The sequence below is a fragment of the Duganella aquatilis genome (assembly GCF_009674565.1).
GTDB lineage: Bacteria > Pseudomonadota > Gammaproteobacteria > Burkholderiales > Burkholderiaceae_D > Rugamonas > Rugamonas aquatilis.
The window spans coordinates 160,543-182,045 of record NZ_WKJL01000013.1 but is presented as its reverse complement, the minus strand read 5'-3'; the positions used below and the strand labels follow the sequence as shown (position 1 = coordinate 182,045).

Annotated in this window: 15 protein-coding genes; 8 read left to right on the top strand and 7 right to left on the bottom strand. The window is 64.9% G+C overall.

The features are described 5' to 3' along the window. Positions 1 to 7 precede the first annotated feature (7 nt). From GJ698_RS18245 to GJ698_RS18235, 3 genes are all read right to left on the bottom strand, one after another. Positions 8 to 1,267 (bottom strand): D-amino acid dehydrogenase, encoded by a 1,260-nt coding sequence (locus tag GJ698_RS18245; protein WP_154359275.1) that lies wholly within the window; start codon positions 1,265 to 1,267, stop codon positions 8 to 10. A gap of 49 nt (positions 1,268 to 1,316) precedes the next feature. Beyond that, positions 1,317 to 3,182, bottom strand: coding sequence for a DUF885 domain-containing protein (locus GJ698_RS18240; RefSeq protein ID WP_154359274.1), 1,866 nt, complete (start codon positions 3,180 to 3,182; stop codon positions 1,317 to 1,319). A gap of 79 nt (positions 3,183 to 3,261) precedes the next feature. Then, the gene (locus GJ698_RS18235; protein ID WP_154359273.1) at positions 3,262 to 4,764 is read right to left on the bottom strand and encodes an FAD-dependent monooxygenase; all 1,503 of its coding nucleotides are present in this window, start codon (positions 4,762 to 4,764) and stop codon (positions 3,262 to 3,264) included. A 108-nt stretch (positions 4,765 to 4,872) separates the two neighbouring features. On the opposite strand from GJ698_RS18235, the gene bla reads away from it, so the two are divergent. From bla to GJ698_RS31290, 4 genes are all read left to right on the top strand, one after another. Beyond that, positions 4,873 to 5,754 (top strand): class A beta-lactamase, encoded by an 882-nt coding sequence (gene bla / locus GJ698_RS18230; protein WP_154359272.1) that lies wholly within the window; start codon positions 4,873 to 4,875, stop codon positions 5,752 to 5,754. A 28-nt stretch (positions 5,755 to 5,782) separates the two neighbouring features. After that, on the top strand, positions 5,783 to 6,277 hold the full coding sequence (locus GJ698_RS18225; RefSeq protein ID WP_371865374.1) for a GNAT family N-acetyltransferase: 495 nt from the start codon (positions 5,783 to 5,785) through the stop codon (positions 6,275 to 6,277). A gap of 152 nt (positions 6,278 to 6,429) precedes the next feature. Further along, positions 6,430 to 6,924, top strand: coding sequence for a chemotaxis protein CheW (locus GJ698_RS18220; RefSeq protein ID WP_154359270.1), 495 nt, complete (start codon positions 6,430 to 6,432; stop codon positions 6,922 to 6,924). Continuing rightward, on the top strand, positions 6,925 to 8,628 hold the full coding sequence (locus tag GJ698_RS31290) for a methyl-accepting chemotaxis protein (protein WP_154359269.1): 1,704 nt from the start codon (positions 6,925 to 6,927) through the stop codon (positions 8,626 to 8,628). Between the two features lies 1 nt (position 8,629). On the opposite strand, the gene GJ698_RS18210 is transcribed toward GJ698_RS31290, so the two are convergent. From GJ698_RS18210 to GJ698_RS18195, 4 genes are read right to left on the bottom strand one after another with little or no spacing between them, the layout of a single operon-like run. After that, positions 8,630 to 9,178 (bottom strand): YdeI/OmpD-associated family protein, encoded by a 549-nt coding sequence (locus GJ698_RS18210; protein WP_229260053.1) that lies wholly within the window; start codon positions 9,176 to 9,178, stop codon positions 8,630 to 8,632. Beyond that, on the bottom strand, positions 9,175 to 9,900 hold the full coding sequence (locus tag GJ698_RS18205) for a polysaccharide deacetylase family protein (protein ID WP_166454896.1): 726 nt from the start codon (positions 9,898 to 9,900) through the stop codon (positions 9,175 to 9,177). Before GJ698_RS18205 ends, GJ698_RS18210 begins: the two co-directional genes overlap by 4 nt. Beyond that, positions 9,897 to 10,496 (bottom strand): 4'-phosphopantetheinyl transferase family protein, encoded by a 600-nt coding sequence (locus tag GJ698_RS18200; protein WP_154359266.1) that lies wholly within the window; start codon positions 10,494 to 10,496, stop codon positions 9,897 to 9,899. The genes GJ698_RS18205 and GJ698_RS18200 overlap by 4 nt, the downstream gene beginning before the upstream one ends. After that, positions 10,493 to 14,533, bottom strand: coding sequence for a Pls/PosA family non-ribosomal peptide synthetase (locus GJ698_RS18195; RefSeq protein ID WP_154359265.1), 4,041 nt, complete (start codon positions 14,531 to 14,533; stop codon positions 10,493 to 10,495). The genes GJ698_RS18200 and GJ698_RS18195 overlap by 4 nt, the downstream gene beginning before the upstream one ends. Positions 14,534 to 14,659: 126 nt before the next feature. Here GJ698_RS18195 and GJ698_RS18190 point away from each other — a divergent pair, with 126 nt between their 5' ends. The 4 genes from GJ698_RS18190 (at position 14,660) to GJ698_RS18175 (ending at position 21,469) form a co-directional block, all read left to right on the top strand. Further along, positions 14,660 to 16,162, top strand: a complete 1,503-nt coding sequence (locus GJ698_RS18190; protein ID WP_154359264.1) for an AMP nucleosidase — start codon at positions 14,660 to 14,662, stop codon at positions 16,160 to 16,162. A gap of 277 nt (positions 16,163 to 16,439) precedes the next feature. Next, positions 16,440 to 19,088, top strand: a complete 2,649-nt coding sequence (locus tag GJ698_RS18185; protein WP_229260052.1) for a TonB-dependent receptor — start codon at positions 16,440 to 16,442, stop codon at positions 19,086 to 19,088. Positions 19,089 to 19,152: 64 nt separating this feature from the next. Then, positions 19,153 to 20,505, top strand: a complete 1,353-nt coding sequence (locus tag GJ698_RS18180; RefSeq protein WP_154359262.1) for an MFS transporter — start codon at positions 19,153 to 19,155, stop codon at positions 20,503 to 20,505. A 16-nt stretch (positions 20,506 to 20,521) separates the two neighbouring features. Next, entirely contained in the window at positions 20,522 to 21,469 is a 948-nt protein-coding gene (locus GJ698_RS18175; RefSeq protein WP_154359261.1) for a glycoside hydrolase family 43 protein, read from the top strand. The last annotated feature ends 34 nt before the right edge of the window (positions 21,470 to 21,503 follow it).

Sequence of the window (21,503 nt, the reverse complement as noted above, 5' to 3'; positions counted from 1 at the left end):
TGGCAGTTTACGCCATTTTCAAGGGGCTGGCGGTGCGTTGCCGCACAGCCTCCCAAGAGGAAGAGATGGCGCTGGCCACCATGTCCGCCGTGGCGGCCGATAAAGTCCAGCCCAGGTGGCCGTGGCCGGTGTTGTAAAACACGCCCGGCGCCTTTCCGGGACCGACGCGCGGCAGCAGATCCGGCATCATCGGCCGCAGTCCGGCCCATGGCGTGATGCTGCGCGTGCTGACCTCCGGGAAGTTGTATTGCACCCAGTCAGTCAACGGCGCGATGCGGTCGGCGCGGATGTCGCGGTTATGGCCGTGGAATTCGGCGGTGCCGGCCACCCGCAGCCGGTCCGCGCCCAGGCGGCTGCACACCAGCTTGACCGTGTCGTCCACCAGGCTGACGGTGGGCGCGGCGGCGCGGCTGGCCGCGTCTTCCAGGTGCACGGTGACCGAATAGCCTTTGACCGGATAGACGTTGACGCTGTCGCCCAGTTGCGCGGCGAGATCGCGGCTGGCGGCGCCGGCGCATACCACCACCGCGTCGTAGCGGCTGGTGTCGGCGCTGTCGCCTTGCAGCACGGTGACGTCGACGCCCCCCGCGCCGGCGTTCAGCTGCACCACCTGCTGCTGGTAGCGCAGCTGCGCGCCGTGACGCTGGGCGGCCAGCGCCAGGCCGGTGGTGAATTTGTGGATGTCGCCGCTGCTGTCGCTCTGGGTGTAATGGCCGCCGTAGCAGGCGCCTTGCAGCGCCGGCTCGATCGCGCGCATCTCGTCCGGCGTGACGGCGCGGCGCGGCACGCCGCCGCGTTCCAGCAGTTTGGTGACGGTCACCGCGTGCTCGAACTCCGCGCGGTCGCGGTGGATGTGCAGGATGCCGCGCCGTTGCAGGTCGAATTCGATGCCTTCGTCGTCGGCCCACTGGAACAGGTGGTCGCGCGCCGCCACCGCCATGCGCGCGAGGGCGATGGTGTTGCGGTGGTAGTTGGGCATGGCCGAGACGAATTCGGCGAACCAGGACAGCTTGTGCCAGGTGGGATGCGGATGCACCAGCAGCGGCGCATCGCTGCGCAGCATCCACTGCAGCGCCTTGACTATGGTGGCGCGGTGGTTCCACACCTCGGCGTTGGAGGCGGACAGCTGGCCGCCGTTGGCATACGAGGTTTCCATCGCCGCATAGCGATGACGCTCCAGCAGGGTGACGGCGAAGCCGCGCTTGGCGAGGGCATAGGCGGTCGTCACGCCGGTGACGCCGCCGCCGATGATGGCGATGGTTTTCATGATTTGAATAACAAGCTTACAAGAAAACCATGGCCCTATAAACGACTTTTTATGCCTTCTGTTGTTTAGCGCGTTGTGCGCCGATGTAGCGATCGATCACCGTCGGCAGCACTGTCAGCGGCACGCCGCAGCTTTGCACCAGCGCGTCGTTGAAGCCGGCCAGGTCGAATTTGCCGCCCAGCGCCTGCTTGGCGCGGTCGCGCTGGCGCAGGATTTCGTTGTGGCCCATCTTGTAGCCGCAGGCCTGGCCCGGCGATACCGTGTAGCGGTCGATCTCGCTGGTCATGGCCTGCTGGCCGCGGCCGGTGTTCTCGACCAGGAAGCGGATCGCCTGTTCGCGCGTCCACTTCATCGCGTGCATGCCGGTGTCCACCACCAAGCGGCAGGCGCGGAACTGCTGCGCCTGCAGGTAGCCGATCTGGCTGAACGGATCGTTGGCATACAGGCCGAATTCGTCGACCAACTGTTCCGCATACAGCGCCCAGCCTTCGACAAAGGCGTTGAAGCCGATCAGCGAGGAGATCAGCGGCAGCTCGTCATGGTGCTCGGCCAGGTAGGCGCCTTGCCAGGCGTGGCCCGGAATGCCTTCGTGCGCGGTCAGCGTCGAGATTTCCGACTTCGGCCACAGCGTGGTCGACTTCAGGTTGATGTAATAGATGGCCGGGCGCGAGCCGTCCAGCGAAGCGAAGTTCATATAGCCCAGCGGCGCGCCGGCTTCGATATCGACCGGCACGCGCTTGATCTGCAGCGGCACTTTCAGGTCCAGGTGCGAGATCTGCGGCATCAGCTTGCGCACCGCCGCCACGCGCTCGTTGCAGTAGGCGATCAGCTGTTCGCGGCCCTTGTCGTCGTCGGCGTAGAAGCGGCTCGGGTCTTTCGACAGGCCGAGCAAGCGCTGGCCGACGCTGCCCTGCGTGATGCCTTGCTTTTTCAGGATGGCGTCGATGCGCGCCTGCAGCTGCTTGTTCTGTTCCAGGCCGATGGCGTGGATTTCCCTGGCGCCGTGGGTGGTCGAGGTGCCCAGGCGCAGCGCCCATTCATAATAGGCCGCGCCGTCCGGCAGGCGGTGCACGCCGGCGACATTGGTGGCCTTGGCGGCGGCCTGGCTGAAGGTGGCGATCTGGCGTTCCAGCGCCGGGTAGACCGAACCTTCCACCAGTTTCAGCGCGCGCGCGTGCCAGTCGCCGGCGATGTTCTGCTTTTGCGTGCGCTCGGTGATCGAGGTCACCAGCTTTTGCTCGGCCGGCGCGGTCTTGCGGAAGTCCTGCAACTGGCCCAGCGCGGTCTTGCAGATGAAGTCCGGCGGCGCGATGCCCTTGGCCGACTGCTCGGCGATGCGGGCGGTTTCCTGGTCCAGCATCCTGGCCATGGCGGCCAGACGGGCCAGGTAGGCTTCGGCGTCGGCCGCGTTGGCGATCTGGTGCTGCGAATCGAGGAATTCCGGAATGCGGGTCAGCGCGCCGTCCTGCTGCGTGACAGGGAAGGGCGCGGTGCCGCCATTGAAGCCGCTGGCGGCGCCGCCGAACGGGAAGCGCAGGCCCTGCACGCCGGATTCGGCGGCGTAGGCCACGGTGTCGTAGCGGGTTTGCGCATCGGCGCTCAGGCTCGCGCGGTTGACGCCGCGCAGGCGGGTTTGAATCGACTTCACTTCCTTGGCCCAGGCTTCGTCGCCGGCGGCGGAGATGTCTTCCAGCTGCGACTTCAGCGCGGCGCGCGCGTCCTTGTCGAGGCCAAGGCCGGTGGCGCCGGTCGGCGACAGGCGCAGCACTTCATCCGCGATATCGTCCAGCAGCTTGGCGAAGCTGGCGTCGGCCGGCGAGGCGGCGGCCCAGGCGAAACCAGGAACGGCATTGACGGCGGTGGCGGAAAGGGCGGCCAGCAGCAGGTCGCGGCGGGAAGGGTTTTGAAGACTCATGGCATCCTTTGATTGGGTAAGGTAAAGAATCAGCGCGACGCTGACCTTAGCTTGCCCTCCGGCGGCATGTCAATGGCTTTTAGCTATCGCCGGCGAATCGCAGCGCGAAGCGCGCGGCCAGTTCCTGCAGCACGTCCACCTCCTGGCGCGGCAGGGCCAGCGCCACGTGCATATCGGGTCGCACCAGGTAGGCCGCGTTCTCCAGCAGGCCGGCGTGGGCGGCGGCGTCGCTCCACGGCCAGGCGTGCAGCGGCAGGCGCAGCGCCTGTGCGGCGGCGGCCAGCAGGGGAGCGGTCTGGCCGTAGACGTGCAGCTGCCAGTCCAGCGTTTGCAGCGGTGCGAAATTATCCGGCACCCACGGTAGCCGGTCGCCGCCGATGACGTCGCCGGCGCGGCCACCGCTGAGCGGACTGTCGGGATAATGGATCAGCACCTGCGACAGGGTCTTGAACAGGGTGCGGCGCGCGGCGGCAAAGCCGCTCAGCACCGGGAACACGTGCGGCAGCAGCCAGCTGCGCAGCAGTTGTCCGCCCGCGCCCTGCGACACGATCAGCTGGAAGGCGCGGTCGGTGGTGGCCACCAGCTTGCGCGCGAAGACGATGCGTTCGGCCTCGTAGGTGTCCAGCAGTTTGGCGTCGGCGCGGCCTTGCAGCACGTGGGCCAGTTTCCAGGCGAGGTTGATGGCGTCGCCGATGCCGGTGTTCATGCCCTGACCGCCGGCCGGGCTGTGGATGTGGGCGGCGTCGCCGGCGATGAAGCAGCGCTCGACGCGGAAGCGCGCCGCCACGCGGTGGTGCACGCGGTAGGTGGAGAACCAGTTCACCTGTTCCACCTTGATGCCCAGCAGCGGCTCCAGCACCGGCCGCACGGATTCGAAGTCCGGCTCCGGCGGCACGCCCGGCGGCATGATGCCGATCAGGCGCTGCATGCCGCGCGAGCGCACCGGCAGCATCAGCGCAAAGGTGTTGGCGCCGAGGTGGGCCAGCAGGTCCGGGTTCGGCGGCCCGGCGGTCTGCACGTCGGCCACGTAGTAGAGGTGGTCGTAGGTGCCGCCGCTGAAGGTCAGCCGCAGCGATTCGCGCACGCGGCTGCGGGCGCCGTCGCAGCCGCACAGATAGACGCTGCTGCAGGCGACGCGGTCGCCGTCCTGTTCCAGCACCGCGCGCACGCCCCATTCGTCCTGCGTGAAGGATTCCAGCTCGGTGTTCCATTCCACTGCCACGCCCTCCGCCTGCAGTTGGGCGACCAGGAAGCGTTCGTGGTCGTCCTGCGGGAAGGCCAGCACGAAGGGATAGGGACTGATGCCGGCGCCGATGTCGTCGAGCGGCAGCGCGGCGATGTCCTCGCCGTGCTCGCGCAGGTGGATGGCGTCGATCTTGATGCCCTGGCTGAGTACCGCATCGGCAAAGCCCACCTGGCGGTAGAACTCCAGCGTGCGCGCATGCACGGCCATGGCGCGCGAGGCCTGGCCCGGCCCGCTGTTCTTGTCGATGATGCGGACCGCAACGCCGCGCCTTGCCAGTGAAATGGCAAGCACCAAGCCGGTGGGACCGGCGCCGACGATGAGAACCTGAGTAGCCATGCGAAGGAGTTTACCGCCGCCGCCAATCGGCGTGCGCGCAATTGAGGCTTGGCTTTTTTGCTACAGGTGTGATATGTTTATTTTTACTCAACTCTTATTCGTGGGCCGATGAGCGATTTCACAACCCGCCGTGCGCTGCTGCTGGCGCTGGCATGCACGCCGCTGGCGCGCGCCGCCGATCTGCTGGATCAGGCGCCGACCACCACGCCCATGTCGCCGGCCGGGTTGCTGGCGCGGCTGGAAAAGGAATCCGGCGGCCGGCTGGGCGTGGCGGCGCTGAACACGGCGGATGGGCGGCAGCTGACCTACCGCGCCGACGAGCGCTTCCCGATGTGCAGCACCTTCAAGATGATGGCGGCGGCCGCGATCCTGGCGCGCGATCCGGCGCTGCTGAAAAAGCGCATCCAGTATGAGAAGAGCGATCTGGTGCCGAACTCGCCGGTCACCAGCAAGCACGTGGCGGAAGGCATGGCGGTGGCCGAGCTGTGCGAGGCGACGCTGCAATACAGCGACAACGCGGCGGCCAATCTGCTGATGAAGCAGATCGGCGGCCCGGTGGCCGTCACGGCCTATGCGCGCTCCATCGGCGACAATGAATTCCGCCTGGAGCGCTGGGAGACGGAGCTGAACTCGGCCATCCCCGGCGATGCGCGCGACACCACCACGCCGCTGTCCATGGCGCGTTCGCTGCACAAGCTGGTGCTGGGCGAAGCGCTGCCGGCGCCGCAGCGCCGCCTGCTGAAGGAATGGATGGTCGGGAACACCACCGGCGCGACCCGCATCCGCGCCGGCGTGCCGGCCGGCTGGACGGTCGCGGACAAGACCGGCGCCGGCGACTACGGCAGCGTCAACGACATCGCCGTCATCTGGCCGCCGGGGCGGGCGCCAATCGTGCTGGCCGTGTACCTGACGCAGCCGGGCAAGGACGACAAGCTGCGGCCCGAAATCCATGGCGAAGTCGCCAGGGTGGCGATCGAGGCCTTCCGGTGAGCGGGCCGCTGTTCAGGCCCGATACGCCGTGATCGAAATCCGATATGCCACCGAAGAGGACTGGCCCGAACTGAAACGGGTACGGCTGGCCGCCTTGCTGGATGCGCCGCTGGCCTTCGGCGTCAGCCACGCCAGCGCGGCCGCCTACACCGACCAGGCATGGCGCGACCGCGCGGCGGGGCGCGGGCCGGCGCGCTATCTGCTGGCGTTCGATGGCGGTACGGCGGTCGGCATCGTCGCCCATGTGCCCAATGCGGCGCGGGAACTGGAGCTGATCGCCATGTGGGTGACGCCGGCACTGCGCGGCACGCCGACGGCCAGCCGCCTGGTCGAAGCGGTAAAACAGCACGCCACGACGCACGCATACCCGCGCCTCCTGCTCGACGTCGATCCTGATAACCGGCGCGCGGCGGCGTTTTACCGGAAGCTGGGCTTCACCTTCCTGCCGCAGTGGGAAGCGCTGGACAGCCATCCACACATCCGCCTGCAGAAAATGGAACTGATACCGGTCAGACGATCTTGATCATATCGTTGATCTGCGTGTCGCTAGACTTCGGCGCACACCTGGCGTGTGCGCTGTGCTCACCGCATTTCTCGTGAACTGTGCCCGTACGCGGCCTGCCGGCGGTTTTATCCTGATTGTTATCCCAGTTTTCCATTACAAAGGATGACAACATGACTACGTTATCTACCATCACTGATGCAGCAACTCCCAGCACGCTCGCGGATGAATTTCTGACCTTCACCCTGGGCAGCGAACAATATGGACTGAGCCTGACCAACATCCAGGAACTGCGCAGCTATGAGCGCGTAACGCAGTTGCTCAATCTCCCGGACTACGTCAAGGGCGTCATTAATCTGCGCGGCGTGATCGTGCCGGTCATCGACCTGCGCATCAAGCTGGGCACCGGCACGCCGATTTACGACCAGTTCACCTCGGTGATCGTGATCAACCACAACGCGCGCGTGGTCGGCATGGTCGTCGACAGTGTGCTGGATGTGGTGACACTGACGCCGGCCGATATCCGGCCGCCGCCGGAAATCGCCGCGACGCAGGCCGCCGCTTACATCTCGGGCATCGGCTCGTCCGAGAATCGCCTGCTGGTGTTGCTGGATGTCGCCCGGCTGACGCTGAGCGAAGATATTGTTCTTGACGCAGAGGTGGCATAAATGACTATCGCTCAACGCATGTATATCCTGATCTTTTCCGCCTTTGCCGGATTGGTGGGATTGGCGCTGCTCGCCGCTTTCCAGATGCAGCGGGTATTCACCGCCGCCGACTATGTCAGCGTCAATGTGGTGCCCAGTATTCTCTCGCTCAATAAAGTCATCACGGACTTCGGCAATATGCGCGCAGCGACCTGGCAAGTGGTGTCGGTGCGCGACCCGGACGCTCGCGAGGCCCTGAAGAAGGAGCGCGAGGCAAGCTACCGCAAGGCCATGGACGAGTTGCATCGCTACGAAAAGCAATACGTCACCGACGACAAGGATCGCCAGCAGCTGCAGGCGGACCTTCGGGCGGTTGACGCCTACAAGGCGCTCAGCGACAAGATCCTCGGGCTGGCCTTGCAGGCCAAGGAAGATGAAGCGGCCGCCGAGCTGCTGGCCAACCGCCAGGTCGTGGTCGACCTGGTGGCGGCGCTGCAGTCCCATAATCAGTACAACGTCGATATCGCCAGCCGCAGCGCCGACGAGGCCACCAGCCTGCTGGCGCGCGCCCGCTGGGAAGCCATGTCCATCGCCTTGCTGGTGATTCTGGTGGTGGCGGCGCAAGGCCTGCTGACCACGCGCCGCCTGGTCAAGTCGCTGCGGGAAGCCGGCACGATTGCGGAAACGGTGGCGGCGGGCGATCTGCGCATGCACATCGAAGTCACCTCCAGGGACGAAATCGGCAAGCTGCTGCAAGCGCTGAAGAACATGAACGATGGCCTGGTGCGCATCGTCGGCCAGGTGCGCCAGGGGACGGAAACCATCACCAGCGCCACGGCCGAAATCGCGGAAGGCAATATGGATTTGTCGACGCGTACCGAGTCGCAGGCCAGCTCGCTGGAAGAAACGGCGGCGTCGATGGAAGAGCTGTATTCGACCGTCAAGCATAGCAACGACAACGCCCGCCAGGCGAATCAGCTGGCGCAGTCGGCGTCCGCGCTGGCCATCAAGGGCGGCGAGGTGGTGTCGCAGGTGGTGGAGACCATGAGCGGCATCAACGCCTCGTCGCGGGAGATCGCCAGCATTATCGGCACCATCGACAGTATCGCGTTCCAGACCAATATCCTGGCGCTGAACGCGGCCGTGGAAGCTGCGCGCGCCGGCGAGCAGGGACGCGGCTTTGCGGTGGTCGCCACCGAGGTGCGCAACCTGGCGCATCGTTCGGCGACCGCCGCCAAGGAGATCAAGCTGCTGATCGACGATTCGGTGAGCAAGGTGGCGGCGGGCAGCCGGCTGGTGGGCGAGGCCGGAGCGACCATGAGCGAAGTCGTGGTCGGCATCAACCGTGTGCACGACATCGTGGCCGAGATCAGCTCCGCCAGCAATGAGCAACTGGCCGGCATCGGGCAGGTGAATGAGGCGGTGGTGGCGATGGACAGCGCGACGCAGCAGAACGCCGCGCTGGTCGAGGAAGCCGCCGCCGCCGCCAAGGCTTTGCAGGATCAGACGGTGAAGCTGAACGAGGTGGTGAATGTGTTCAAGCTCGATGCCGCTTCGTCGTCATCGCCATCGTCATCGCAGTCGTTGCCGCCGGTGCGGCCGGCGAAAGCCGCGCCACGCGCACCGCAGGCTCCCGCTGCGCCAGCCGCCCGACGGCCAGCGCTCGCGCTGGTGCCGCCGGTTCGTGGCGGTGCAAAGGAAGTCGAGGAGTGGGTGACGTTCTGAGTCAGTCGTCCAGCCCCTTGCCGTCAAGGATGCGCTGGACGACTTTTTCGATGCGGGATTCGCGGGTCTTTGCCTGCTTGGCGCTGGAGAAGTGCAGCAGGTAGGCGCGCTGACGGCCGGGCGTCAGCGATTCGAAGGCGGTGCGCAGGGCGGGCAGGTCGTCCATCTTGCGCTCCAGTTCCTCGGGAAAGGGGAATTCGGCGGTGGTTTTCTTTTCAACCTTGGCGCCGGATTGTTCGAGTGCGATGGCGTCCTTGATGTAAGCTTTCAGCGTCTTTTCCTGGTGTTCGATTTCCGCCAGGCCGGTAAAGCGGATCTGGCGCGCGGCCTGGACGTTTTCGGTTTGCTGGATCAGCAGGTGCTTCGGATCTTTCATCAGCGCGCCTTTGAAGAACAGCAGCGCGCAGTATTCCTTGAAGCCGTGTATCAGCACGATATTGCGGCCATCCAGCGTGAAGCAGGGCTGGCCCCATTTGACTTCTTCTTTCAGGCCGCTGCTGTCGATGATGGAGCGCAGGGCATCGAATTCTTCCTGCCATTTCTTGCTCATTTCGCGGCCTCCCATTCCAGGTGGACGATTTTGTAGCCTTTGTCCTTCAATACCTTGAGCAGCGTTGGCATGGCTTTGGCGGTGGGGCCGTTCGCATCGTGCATCAGGATGATGCCGCCGCCGGTTTTGTCCAGGCTTGCGGTCAGGCGGCCGGCGAGGACTTCGTTGGTGTCTTCCGGTATCCAGTCGTTGATGCCCATGTCGATCGAGGCGACGGTGATGTTGTCGCGCTTGAGGGCGTCGAGCAGCGTCGGCGTCTCTTCAAGGTAGGGGAAACGGTAGGCCGGCGTTTCGGCGCCGAAGGTGGCCTTGTAGGCCGCGCGGCTCTGCGCCAGGTCGTCCAGTTGCTGGGCCGGCGTGAGCGCGGCCATGTGCGGGTGGGTGTCGCTATGGATGCCGGCCGAGTGGCCTTCGCGCACCGTCTCGCGCGCCAGTTCGGGATCCTTGCGCAGTCCCTGGCCCAGCATGAAGAAGGTGGCCCTGGCGCATTGGTCGGCCAGGGCTTTCAGCACCAGCGGCGTGTTTTCCGCGGATGGACCGTCGTCGAAGGTCAGGACGACTTCGCCCTTTTTCAGCGGCAGCGCGGTGTGCTGCTGGGCGCCGTATTGTGCGCCTTCGCGCTTGAGGATGATGGTGCGTTCGGTGCCCAGCTTGTCCGGGCCGCAGTCGGCGGCGTTGGCGCTTGCTGCGCAGGCTGCGAGGATCAGTGCGATGCATCTCATGCGTTGTTGTCTCCAATATGGATATGCCCGGTCAGCTCGGCCGCCGGCAGGATCAGCGATATGGCGCGGCCGGGCAGGTCGGCTTGCCATTCGCTGAGTTGTTGTGCGTGGTATTTTAGCGCGGCTTCGCGGCGTGTCCACGCTTTGGTGAATGCGCTTGGACGGTCGGCGGCGGATTGCAGTGCGGCGGCTGCGGCGGGGCCAAGGTAGTCGCGGGCGACGGCTTGCCAGTCGGGGATGTCCTGGATGCGCATCATGTCCACGCCGACCGGGCCTCGCAGGTTGATGGCAGCCAGTGCGTAATGGTCGTCGTAGGTAAAGGAACAACCGATGCGGCTTTCCGCGCCGGCCAGCTGGATGCGCGGCTGCATGCCGGGCGCGGAGATGATGGCGATATCGCCGATGGGCAGGCGGAGCAAGGCGGCCAGCGCTTCGCGCGCCGCGAGGCGGATCTGGCGGCGGGCCGCGTCGCGCCGGGCGCCTGCATCGCTGGCGCGCGCTGCTGGCGCGCTGGATGTGTCGATCAGGATTGCAAACAGGCCGTCCTGCGGCGCCGGCGTCGGGCCGGGCCAGGCCTGGACGGCCAGCGTGTTCATTTGCGCGCTGGCGCGGCCGGGCAGCCGGCCCAGTTGCCGTTGGCTGGTATGTGCTCGCCCTTCATCACCAGCGTGAGCGGGCCAAGACGGGCGTTGTCGCCGACGGCAGCGCTGTACAGCACCGCCGCGCGCGGCCCCATGTAGACACGCTCGCCGATAACAACGTGGTCGATCTTCATCACGCGGTCCTCGAACAGGTGGGTCTGCGGGCAGGTGAGGGCATTCAGCTCGCTATGGTCGCCGATCTGCACGCAATCGAATTCCGTGATGTCGGTGGTGTCCATGTACACACCCTTGCCGATGCGCGCGCCGAGCAGGTTGAACGCCATCGGCAGCCACGGCGTGCCGCGCAGGTAGCGCATGAAGTTCGGCACGGCGATGCCTTCGTACAGATTGGTCACGCCTTCCGACAGCCACACGAACGGCGTCCACATCGGCTCCGATTGCTTGCGATAGCGGCCGATCAGCAGCCACTTGAGCAGCACCACGAACACGTAGTTGCCCACGCCGTACACCAGGCCCGCCAGCGTCAGGTCCCAGATCACTTCGCCCCAGCGGCCGGCGCCGGCGGCCGGCATCACGGCCAGCACCAGCGTGTAGCCCACCGCGATTACCAGCGCATGCGGCGCGACGATGCGGAACGCCTCGATCAAGCCGCGCCCCAGGCGGCGCAGCGGCGATGGATGGAACGTCAGCCATTCGGGATAACCGCTGGTCTGCTCGCGCGCCGGCAGGTTGATCGGCGGGGAGCCGAGCCAGGTGTCGCCGCTGTTCATCTGCGCGTTGTCCGGCGCGCGCGAATGCACGCCGATCAGCACATGCTCCGGCAGCACGGTGCCGTCCGGGATGTAGGCGCCGTTGCCGACGAAGCTGCGGTGCGAGATCACGGTGGGTTTCATCACCATCCAGCCGCCGTCGATTTCCTCGTCGCCCAGCATCACCGCATCGGCGATGAAGGTTTCGTCGCCCAGCGTCAGCATGTCCGGCACCACGCCCAGCGCGGTGGAGATTTCGGCGTCCTTGCCGACCTTGGCGCCCAGCAGGCGATACCAGTACGGCGCGAACACGGTCGCGTAAATGCCGTGCAGGACGTTCAGGCTCGATTCCTGGATCTGGCTCACCAGCCACTTGGCGCAGTAGGTGTTGCCGTGGATCGGAAACTGGCCCGGTTTCAAACGCGGCAGCGCGCTCCAGCGGATGCCGGCCGACACCAGCGCCGTCAGCACGATCAGCACCGTGCTGGCCGGGAAGGCCAGCAGGAAGTAGCGCAGCAGCTGGATGCGCACGTCGTCGCCCTGTATCCACGGCAGCCAGCCGGCCTCGTCGAACCAGTCAATCAGCACGAAGCTCGGGAACACCGGCATGAAGAACAGGGTGACCACGCCCAGGATGCCGAGCATGAAGAACAGCGCTTCGGCGGCGCGGCGCATGGCGGTGACCGGAGGGCGCGGCGGCAGGCGGCTGGTGTCGAAGGCGCCCATGTCGCGCGCCGGCGAACCGGCCCAGATGCGGCCCGCCGGCACCACGCCGCCGTCGCTCAGCGCGGACTGGCCTTCCAGGTGGCCCAGCGCTTCAACGCGGGTATTGCCTTCCATGATGGCGAAGGAGCTGATACAGGCGTCCTGTCCCAGCGTGATCTGGCCCAGGTGCAGCTGGCCGCGCTCGACGCGGGCGTTTTCAAAGTTGACGGCGTTGCCGATGCTGACCTGGTCGCCGATGTCCAGCAGGTCCGGCGCGCGCAGCGTCATCGAGCCGATGATGACTTCCTTGCCGACCTTGGCGCCGAGCGCGCGCAGCCACCAGGCGTTGAGCGATGAGCCGCTCAACAGGTAGGCGGGCGCCGATTCGACCAGGCGGTCGGCCAGCCACCAGCGGTAGTAGGTCAGGCCCCACAACGGATAGACGCCGGCCTTCAGGCGGCCGGCGATCAGCCATTTGCCGAGGATGGCGATGGCGAATTCGCCGATGGTCGCCAGCAGGAACACGCCGACCGAGGCGGCGATCGCGCGCGACACCGAGTCTCCGGGATCGCCGGTGAAGAAGTGGTAGGTGAAGAACGGCGCCAGCCACTGCGCCATGCGCAGCGTGACCAGCGGCGGCATGGCGGCCGCCTGCGCGGCGCCGCAGATCCAGCGTTTGAGCCGGGACGGCGGCGTCCAGTCCTGTTCTTCGATGGCGGAGGCCTGCGCTTCGCCCAGCACTTGCGCGATCTTGCCGATCTGGCGCTGCTGGTAGATGTCGCGCACGGTGATGTGGGCGTAGCGCGGATCGGCGCGCAGCGAGGAGGCCAGGCGCGCGGCGAAGAAGGAGTGGCCGCCAAGGTCGGTGAAGAAGTCGGCCTGGCGCAGGATGGGCTGGCCGGGGAACAGCGCGGCCAGTGCCGCGAACAGAGCGGCTTCGGCCGGCGTTTCGGGCAGGTCGGAATCTTCGGCGCTGCCGGCCGGCGGTGCGCTGAGCGGCGTGGCTTTCAACGTCTTGCGGTCGATTTTGCCGGAGGTCAGGCGCGGCATGGCGTCCAGCATTTCGTAGCGGCCGGGGACCATGTAGGGCGGCAGCTTTTCGGTCAGGGCGGCGCGCAGGGCGCGGTTGTCCAGCGTGACGCCAGCGTCGGCGACCAGGTAGGCCACCAGCTGGTCGATGCCGTCGTCCTTGCGCAGCAGGACGGCGACGGTGCCGACGCCGGGCTGCTGGGCGAGCAGGGCTTCGATTTCACCCAGCTCCACGCGGAAGCCGCGGATCTTGACCTGGTCGTCGGCGCGGCCAAGGCAGGTGACTTCGCCGTCAGGACCGATGCGGGCCAGGTCGCCGGTGCGGTACAGGCGCGCGTCGTGCGGACCGGCGGACCAGGGATTGGGCAGGAACTTTTCGGCCGTCAGGTCCGGGCGGCCGAGATAGCCGGCGGCCAGGCCCGGGCCGGTGATGCATAGCTCGCCGACTTCGCCGTGCGGCAGCAGGCGCAGGACCGGGCCGGCCGGCGCGGCAGGCTCGGTGTTGGCATCGATGACCAGCAGGCCGTAGTTGGGCAGCGGGCGGCCGATGGTGACCGGATAGCCCGGCTGCAAACGCGCCAGGCTGGCGGACACGGTGGCTTCGGTCGGGCCGTAGGTGTTGAACATCTGCCGGCCTTCGCGCGACCAGCGCTGCACCAGCGATTCCGGGCAGGCCTCGCCGCCGAGGTTAATCAGGCGCAGGCTGGGCACTTCCTGGTTGAACAGCGCGAGCAGCGTCGGCACCGCATGCAGTACGGTGACGTGGTTCTGCTCCAGCATGCGCGGCAGCGTTTCCGGATCGCCGCTGATCTCCTTGGGCCCGATCCACAGCGTGGCGCCGACCAGGTACGAAATCCAGATCTCCTCGAACGACATGTCGAAGGCCACCGAAAAGCCCTGGTACACCTTGTCGCCGGCCTGCACGCCGAGCACCTCGTTCTCGCTGCGCAGGAAGTGGCAGATGCTGCGCTGGGTGATCAGAATGCCTTTCGGCTTGCCGGTCGAGCCGGAGGTGTAGATGACATAGGCCGGCACGTCCGGCGACACTGCGCCGCGCCGCGCCAGCACCTCGCTGGCGGCGGGAGCGGCCAGCACCACTTCCGCAGTCCAGATGGGACGATCGAAACCGCTCAGCGCGGACAGGCGCGGCGCAAACGCGGCGCTGGTCAGCACGCCGGCGCCGGACGCATCGTCCAGGCACACCTGCAGGCGCTCGACCGGCGTATCTTCGTCCACCGGCAGCCAGGCCGCACCCGCCTTGGCGATACCGGCTTGCAGCACCAGCAGCTCGATCCCGCGCGGCAGCCACAGTCCGACGATCTGCCCCGGCTGCACGCCGGCCGCGATCAGGCGCGCCGCGACCAGGTCGGCCTGCGCATTCAGTTCGCTGTAAGTCAGCGAGCGTTCGCCGAAAATCAGCGCGATCTGTCCGGGCGCGCGCGCGGCGCTGGTTTCCAGCAGATCGGCGAGGATTTCCTCGCGCAGCAAACTCTCCTGCTGCGGGCCAAAAAGAACGTCTGCGATGTGCGGTGTTACTGGTTGATTCATGCGGGTGCTTTGATTGGTGTCAGGGTGCCATTGTACGGTACGCCAGATGGTTGCCATAGAGGGAGAATGCAAGTTCTGCTTACAGCCTTTACAATAGGAAATACCAGCCAAAACTGAAGGAGTCGCATGTCTACCACCCGTCCATTCATCGCCCCCATGCAGTTTGACGACGCCCAGGCCGCCTACGACCAGGTGCTGGCCATTTATGACGCCAACATCGCCTTCCTGCGCGACGCCATGAAGCGTTTTGTGGCAGGCGAAAACGTCGGCGAGCACGTGCGCGCCTGCTATCCGTTCGTTCGCGTACATACGGACACCGTGGCCCGCGCCGATTCGCGCCTGGCCTTCGGTTTTGTCGCTGGTCCCGGCACCTACGAAACCACGCTGACGCGGCCGGACCTGTTCGCCCGCTACTACCTCCAGCAATTCAAGCTGCTGCTGAAGAATCACGGCAACCACCACGTCAAGCTGGAAGTGGGCGTCAGCGCGCAGCCGATTCCGATCCACTTCTCGTTCGCGGAACATGAGCACATCGAAGGCAGCCTGACCGCCGAACGCCGATTGCTGATGCGCGACGTGTTCGACCTGCCCAACCTGGCCGCCATGGACGACGGCATCGCCAACGGCACCCACGAGCCGCCGATGGGGGAGGCACAGCCGCTGTCGCTGTTCACCGCGCCGCGCGTCGACTATTCGCTGCAACGCCTGCGCCACTACACCGGCACCTCGTGCGAGCATTTCCAGAAGTTTGTCCTGTTCACCAACTACCAGTTCTATATCGACGAATTCATCAAGCTGGGACATGAGCTGATGGCCAGTCCGGCCGGCGAACCTGGCAACGACTACATCGCCTTTGTCGAACCGGGCAACCTGGTGATGCGCCGCGTGGGGCAGGCGGTGGAACCGGGCGATGCCCACGGTTCGCCCCTGCCACGCCTGCCGCAGATGCCGGGCTATCACCTGATTCGCGCCGACGGCGCCGGCATCTCGATGGTCAACATCGGCGTCGGCCCGGCCAACGCCAAGACCATCACCGACCACATCGCGGTGCTGCGTCCGCACGCCTGGCTGATGCTGGGCCACTGCGCCGGCCTGCGCAACACGCAGGAACTGGGCGACTACGTGCTGGCGCACGGCTACGTGCGCGAGGATCACGTGCTGGATGAAGACCTGCCGCTGTGGGTGCCGATTCCGCCGCTGGCCGAGGTGCAGGTGGCGATCGAGGCCGCCGTGGCGGAAGTCACGCAGCTCACCGGCCACGACCTGAAGCGCGTGATGCGCACCGGCACTGTCGCCAGCACCGATAACCGCAACTGGGAATTGATGCCGCAGCGCACGCCGGAGCGCCGTTTCAGCCAGAGCAGGGCGATCGCGCTGGATATGGAAAGCGCCACCATTGCCGCCAACGGTTTCCGTTTCCGCGTTCCCTACGGCACCTTGTTGTGCGTGAGCGACAAGCCCATGCACGGCGAGATCAAGCTGCCCGGCATGGCCAACCAGTTTTACCGCGACCGTGTGGACCAGCACCTGCGCATCGGCATTCGCGCGGTGGAACTGCTGCGGGCGCTGGGGGTCGACAAGCTGCATTCCCGCAAGCTGCGCAGTTTTACGGAAGTTGCTTTCCAATAGGCGCTACGGCCCCATCGGCTATGCGCTGTTGTGTACTGACGACATAATTGCGCATTGCCTAATTGGTTTTATGGCAAGCCTGTAGGGCAGTAAAACGGTTTCCACTGATTTCTACAGGCTGACGATATCTTTTTCGATATCTAAAACCGTCAAAAATTGATTGGTTAGTTTTTTCGCCAGCACCTAAGATTTGCTCCAGACGACCTGCTATCACGCAGCGCTCTCATAAAACAGATAACACTGGAGACATATGAAACACACTATATCCGGGACTTCCATGTCCCAGGCAAAGCATCGTCTCGTCCTTAAATCCGGCGTCGCCGTCCTGGCTGCCGCAGGCCTGTTGAGCAGTTTCGAAGTGCTTGCGCAGGTAGCGCCACCCACTGACGCCGCCGAGCTGGCGCCGGACGCCACCGTGACCGTGACCGGCGTGCGCCGCGCCGCGCAAAGCGCCCAGAAAATCAAGCAGGAGGCCGACAACGTCATCGACTCCATCGTCGCTGATGACATCGGCAAATTCCCGGATACCAACGTGGCCGAAACGCTGGCCCGCGTCAGCGGCATCCAGGTCCGCCGCGACGCCGGAGAAGCCAATACCGTGCTGATTCGCGGCTTGCCCGGCATCGCCACCCTGATCAACGGCCGCGAGATGTTCACCACCACCGGCCGCTACATCCAGCTGGCCGACATTCCATCGACCATGCTGCAGCGCGCCGACGTCTACAAATCGCAGAGCGCCGACCTGGTCGAGGGCGGCATTGCCGGCGTGATCGATGTCCGCACCAACCGCCCGTTCGATTTCAAGGGCCTGCAGATGAGCGCCCAGGTCGGCGCCAAGAACAAGGACAAGGCTAAGGCCACCGACCCTGAAGTGTCGGGCATGATCTCGAACCGCTGGAAGACCGACATCGGCGAAGTGGGCGCGCTGTTCGGCGTTTCGTATGTCAAGGACCGTTTCCACGAGGAGCGCGGCTTCGAGACCTTCCCGATCAAGAAGGACACCGCCACCTCGCCCGCCGTGCCCAATCTGACCGGGCCGGACCTGGTCGGCATCCAGGACATCTACGGCCAGCGCAAGCGCACCGCCGAGAACTTCGCCCTGCAATGGAAGCCGAACGCCGACCTGGAAGTGTATGCCGAGGGCCTGCACTCGCAGTTCAAGGGCGCCGACGAAACCGACTTCTTCGTCGGCCTGCCGTGGGCCACCAGCCCTGATCAGATCAAGGTCACCACCATCCCGGGCACCAACCAGACCGACACGATCAATTCGACCAATACCTTTACCATTCTGTCGACCCAGGGCCGCGCCTCGACCAGCACCGCCCAGCAGTACGCCGTCGGCGCCAAATGGCGCGTCACGCCTGGCCTGCGCACCAGCACGGAGATTGCCCGCACCACCAGCAAGTATGACTGGGTCAATCCCATCCTGGATACCAACACCAATGCCGACAAGGTCTACATCAAGACCAATGTCGATGGCGGCGCCTTCGCCCAGTATCAGGGCGCCGGCATCACCGATCCAAGCAAGATCTATCTGTTCCAGTTCTTCGACCGCTATGGCCGCGATCGCGGCGCCTCGACCGACTGGCGTGCCGACGCCACCTACACGCCGGAAAACGAGGGCCTGTTCAAGGAGTTCAGCGCCGGCGTGCGCTTCAACGACCGCAGCGCCGAGTCGATCAAGTCGCTCGAAGGCAGCGTCGGCGCGCTGCCTGGCGTGACAATGGCCAGCATTCCGGGCCTGTCCTGCACCACGCAAACGATGTCGGTCAACTACGGCACGCCCAGCTGGGCGACGCCATGCGCCAGCTTCCTGGTCAACAATACCTCGATCGTCCGCCAGGCTGTGACGGGAACCACGGCGCCGAAGGCGATCGACCAGGCATCCTTCTTCGAAGACAAGGAAAAGAACTACGCCTTCTACGGCAAGGCCAAGATCGGTTTTGATCTCGGCGCCTACCCGGTCGATGGCGCGTTCGGTGTGCGCATCACCAAGACCGATGTCGATGTGCTGGCCAATAACAAGGTCACCTCGTCGGGCGGCGATGTGTACGTGCCGGTGTCGAAGACCAGTTCCGCCACCGACGTGCTGCCAAGCGCGAACTTTAAGCTGAGCATCCGTAAGGACCTGCTGGCGCGCCTGGCCTATGCCAAGACTCTGACCCGTCCCGACTTCGCCCAACTGAACCCGGCCACCGCCTACGTCAACTCGAACGGCACCACCACGCTGGCCACGGCCTCCGGCGGCAATCCGGAACTGAAGCCGTTCACCGGTCAGAACTTCGACGGCTCGCTGGAATGGTACTTCGCACCGACCGGCTATATGAGCGCCACGCTGTTCCGTCATAACTTCGACGGCTACATCATGAACAAGTCGGTGCAGGAGGTCTACCAGGGCGTGACTTACAACACCAGCCGTCCGTTCAACACCGACAAGGGCCACCTGCAAGGCGCGGAACTGGCGTACCAGCAGTTCTACGACGGCCTGCCGGGATGGCTGAGCGGCTTCGGCCTGCAGGCCAACGTGACTTTCACCCAGGGCGGCGTGACGTCGTCGGTCGATCCCAACCTGGAGGACAAGCCGTTCGCCGGCATGTCCAAGCTGTCCTACAACATCGTCGCACTGTACGAGAAGGAGGGCTGGTCGGCGCGCCTGGCGTACAACTGGCGTTCGAAGTTCACCCAGATCTACGGCGATACGCCGGACCCGGCCAACCTGAAAGGGAAGGACCTGATCGCCGCGCCGATGTCGTCGCTGGATGGCTCGCTGAGCTACAAGATCACGCCGAATATGTCGGTCAACCTGACCGGCACCAATCTGCTGAACTTCAAGTATCAGGATTACTGGGCGGACCCGGTGGTCTTCCCGCGCGATACCCGCCGTTATGACCGCACCGTGGGCTTGTCCCTGAGCTGGAAAAACTAAGATAAGCTGGTTTAACACTACCTGGTCCCCGCACTCGCGGGGACTTGGCTTTGAGAGGTAAGCAATGTCGAATCAAAAAATGTCGGTACTGGAGAAGGTCGGCTTTGGCGCTGGCGATATGGCGCTGAACGTGGTGATCTCGTCGATGATGCTGATCATTACCTTCTTCTACACCGATATCTACGGCCTGAAGACCACCGACCTGGCGCTGCTGTTCGTGCTGGTGAAGATCGTCGGCGCCGCCAGCGACCTGGTGATGGGGCAGATCACCGACCGCGTGCTGACGCGTTGGGGACGTTATCGTCCATGGCTGCTGTTCCTGGCCGTGCCGTATGGCCTGAGCGTGTTCTTCGTCTTCTCCACGCCGGACTGGGGCTATAGCGCCAAGCTGGTATGGGCCTATTCCACCTACATCATCATGACGGTGATGACTTCCGGCGTCGGCGTGTCGTATATCTCGCTGCCCAGCGCCTTGTCCAACGATCCGCAGCAAACCCTGTCGGCCAACGGCTACCGCCTGTTCTTCGCCAAGGTCGGCGCCTTCATGGTGACGGTGATCGTGCCGCTGCTGTCCGAACGCTGGGGCGGCGGCAACGCGGCCACCGGCTACCAGGCCGCGATGGCGGTGATGGCGGTGATGGGCGTGGTGCTGTTCCTGTTCTGCTTCTTCTCCACCACCGAGCGCGTGGTGCACAAGGTGCAGCGCCAGTCGCTGTCCGAGCAGATCAGGGTGCTGCTGAAAAATGACCAGTGGCTGATCCTGTGCGCCGTCTGTGTCACCGGCACCATCGGCTACGTGGTGCGCGGCTCGGTCGCCATCTATTACGCCAAGTATTATCTCGGCGCCGATGCGGCCACCGTGTCGGCCTTCCTGTCGACCGGCGTCGCGGCGGCCATCCTGTCGATGATCGCCTCGACCTGGATCACCAAGTTCTACAGCAAGGTCAAGCTGTTCCGCTGGACCCAGATCGGCGTCGGCGTGATCAGCGCGGCGATGTATTTCTTCGTCAAGCCGGGCGACACCATGCTGGCCTTCGTGCTGTACTTCCTGCTGTCGTTCGTGGTGGACCTGCATGCGCCGGTGTTCTGGTCGGCCATCGCCGAAGCCATCGACTACGGCACCGTCAAGACCGGCCAGCGCGTTTCCGGCTTCGCCTTCGGCGGCATCTCGGTCTGCCAGAAGGCCGGCATGGGCATCGCCGGCGCGCTGGTGGGCGTGCTGCTGACGTATTTTGAATACCAGCCGAATCACGAGCAGACCGCGTTTGCGCTCCATGGCATCGTGCTGATGCTGACCTTGATTCCCGGCTTCTTCCATACTGTGATGGGACTGTTGATGTTCAAGTACCGTATCGACGATGCGTACTACACCGAGGTCAAGGCGCAGATGGGAACCAAGGCTTATGTGGCAGTCTAATTTTTTGGAATCTGAAATGGAAAATGTACTCACACCGCTGATCGAGCAGCGCGCCGATCCTCATATCTACCGTCATACCGATGGCTATTACTACTTCACCGCTTCGGTGCCGCAGTACGACCGCATCGAGCTGCGCCGCGCCAGGACCATCGCCGGCCTGGCGGATGCGGAAAAGGTCGATGTCTGGCACAAGCCGGATACCGGCGCGTACAGCGAGCTGGTTTGGGCGCCGGAGCTGCACTTCAACGACGGCGCCTGGTATGTCTACTTCGCCGCCGCGCCGAGCCGCGAGATCAAGTACAAGCTGTTCCAGCACCGCATGTACGCGATCCGTAACACCAACGCCAATCCGCTGGAAGGCGAGTGGGAGTTCATGGGCCAGATCGACACCGGCATCGACACCTTCTGCCTGGATGCGACCACCTTCAGCCACAAGGGCCAGCTGTACTACGTGTGGGCGCAAAAGGACGTGGCGATCGAAGGCAATTCCAATATTTACATCGCGCCGATGAAAACGCCGTGGCAACTGGGCGGCCCGCCGGTCATGCTGAGCAAGCCGGAGTTCGACTGGGAGATACGCGGCTTCTGGGTCAACGAAGGCCCGTCCGTCCTGAAAAAGAACGGCAAGATCTTCATCAGCTACTCGGCCAGCGCCACCGACGAAAACTACGCCATGGGCCTGCTGTGGGCCGACGAAAACGCCGATGTGCTGGACCCGGCGTCGTGGACCAAGATGAAAGAACCGGTGCTGCAAACCGACTTCGAACACAAGATCTACGGCCCCGGCCACAATAGTTTCACCGTGGCGGATGATGGCGAAACGGTGATGTTGGTTTATCATGCACGTACCTATACCGAGATTATCGGCGATCCGCTGTGGAATCCGGACCGTCACACTTTCGTCAAACCGCTGAAGTGGGACGCGCAGGGTATGCCTGTTTTCGGAAAGCCGTCGATCGCCTGACGACATTCCCGTCCCATGGAACATCGGCGGCGGC

Excerpts from the sequence above, each read along its gene's own strand:
- GJ698_RS18245 (WP_154359275.1), bottom strand. The coding sequence starts at position 1,267 with ATGAAAACCATCGCCATCATCGGCGGCGGCGTCACCGGCGTGACGACC.
- GJ698_RS18240 (WP_154359274.1), bottom strand. The coding sequence starts at position 3,182 with ATGAGTCTTCAAAACCCTTCCCGCCGCGACCTGCTGCTGGCCGCCCTT.
- GJ698_RS18235 (WP_154359273.1), bottom strand. The coding sequence starts at position 4,764 with ATGGCTACTCAGGTTCTCATCGTCGGCGCCGGTCCCACCGGCTTGGTG.
- bla (WP_154359272.1), top strand. The coding sequence starts at position 4,873 with ATGAGCGATTTCACAACCCGCCGTGCGCTGCTGCTGGCGCTGGCATGC.
- GJ698_RS18220 (WP_154359270.1), top strand. The coding sequence starts at position 6,430 with ATGACTACGTTATCTACCATCACTGATGCAGCAACTCCCAGCACGCTC.
- GJ698_RS31290 (WP_154359269.1), top strand. The coding sequence starts at position 6,925 with ATGACTATCGCTCAACGCATGTATATCCTGATCTTTTCCGCCTTTGCC.
- GJ698_RS18210 (WP_229260053.1), bottom strand. The coding sequence starts at position 9,178 with ATGAGCAAGAAATGGCAGGAAGAATTCGATGCCCTGCGCTCCATCATC.
- GJ698_RS18205 (WP_166454896.1), bottom strand. The coding sequence starts at position 9,900 with ATGAGATGCATCGCACTGATCCTCGCAGCCTGCGCAGCAAGCGCCAAC.
- GJ698_RS18200 (WP_154359266.1), bottom strand. The coding sequence starts at position 10,496 with ATGAACACGCTGGCCGTCCAGGCCTGGCCCGGCCCGACGCCGGCGCCG.
- GJ698_RS18195 (WP_154359265.1), bottom strand. The coding sequence starts at position 14,533 with ATGAATCAACCAGTAACACCGCACATCGCAGACGTTCTTTTTGGCCCG.
- GJ698_RS18190 (WP_154359264.1), top strand. The coding sequence starts at position 14,660 with ATGTCTACCACCCGTCCATTCATCGCCCCCATGCAGTTTGACGACGCC.
- GJ698_RS18185 (WP_229260052.1), top strand. The coding sequence starts at position 16,440 with ATGTCCCAGGCAAAGCATCGTCTCGTCCTTAAATCCGGCGTCGCCGTC.
- GJ698_RS18180 (WP_154359262.1), top strand. The coding sequence starts at position 19,153 with ATGTCGAATCAAAAAATGTCGGTACTGGAGAAGGTCGGCTTTGGCGCT.
- GJ698_RS18175 (WP_154359261.1), top strand. The coding sequence starts at position 20,522 with ATGGAAAATGTACTCACACCGCTGATCGAGCAGCGCGCCGATCCTCAT.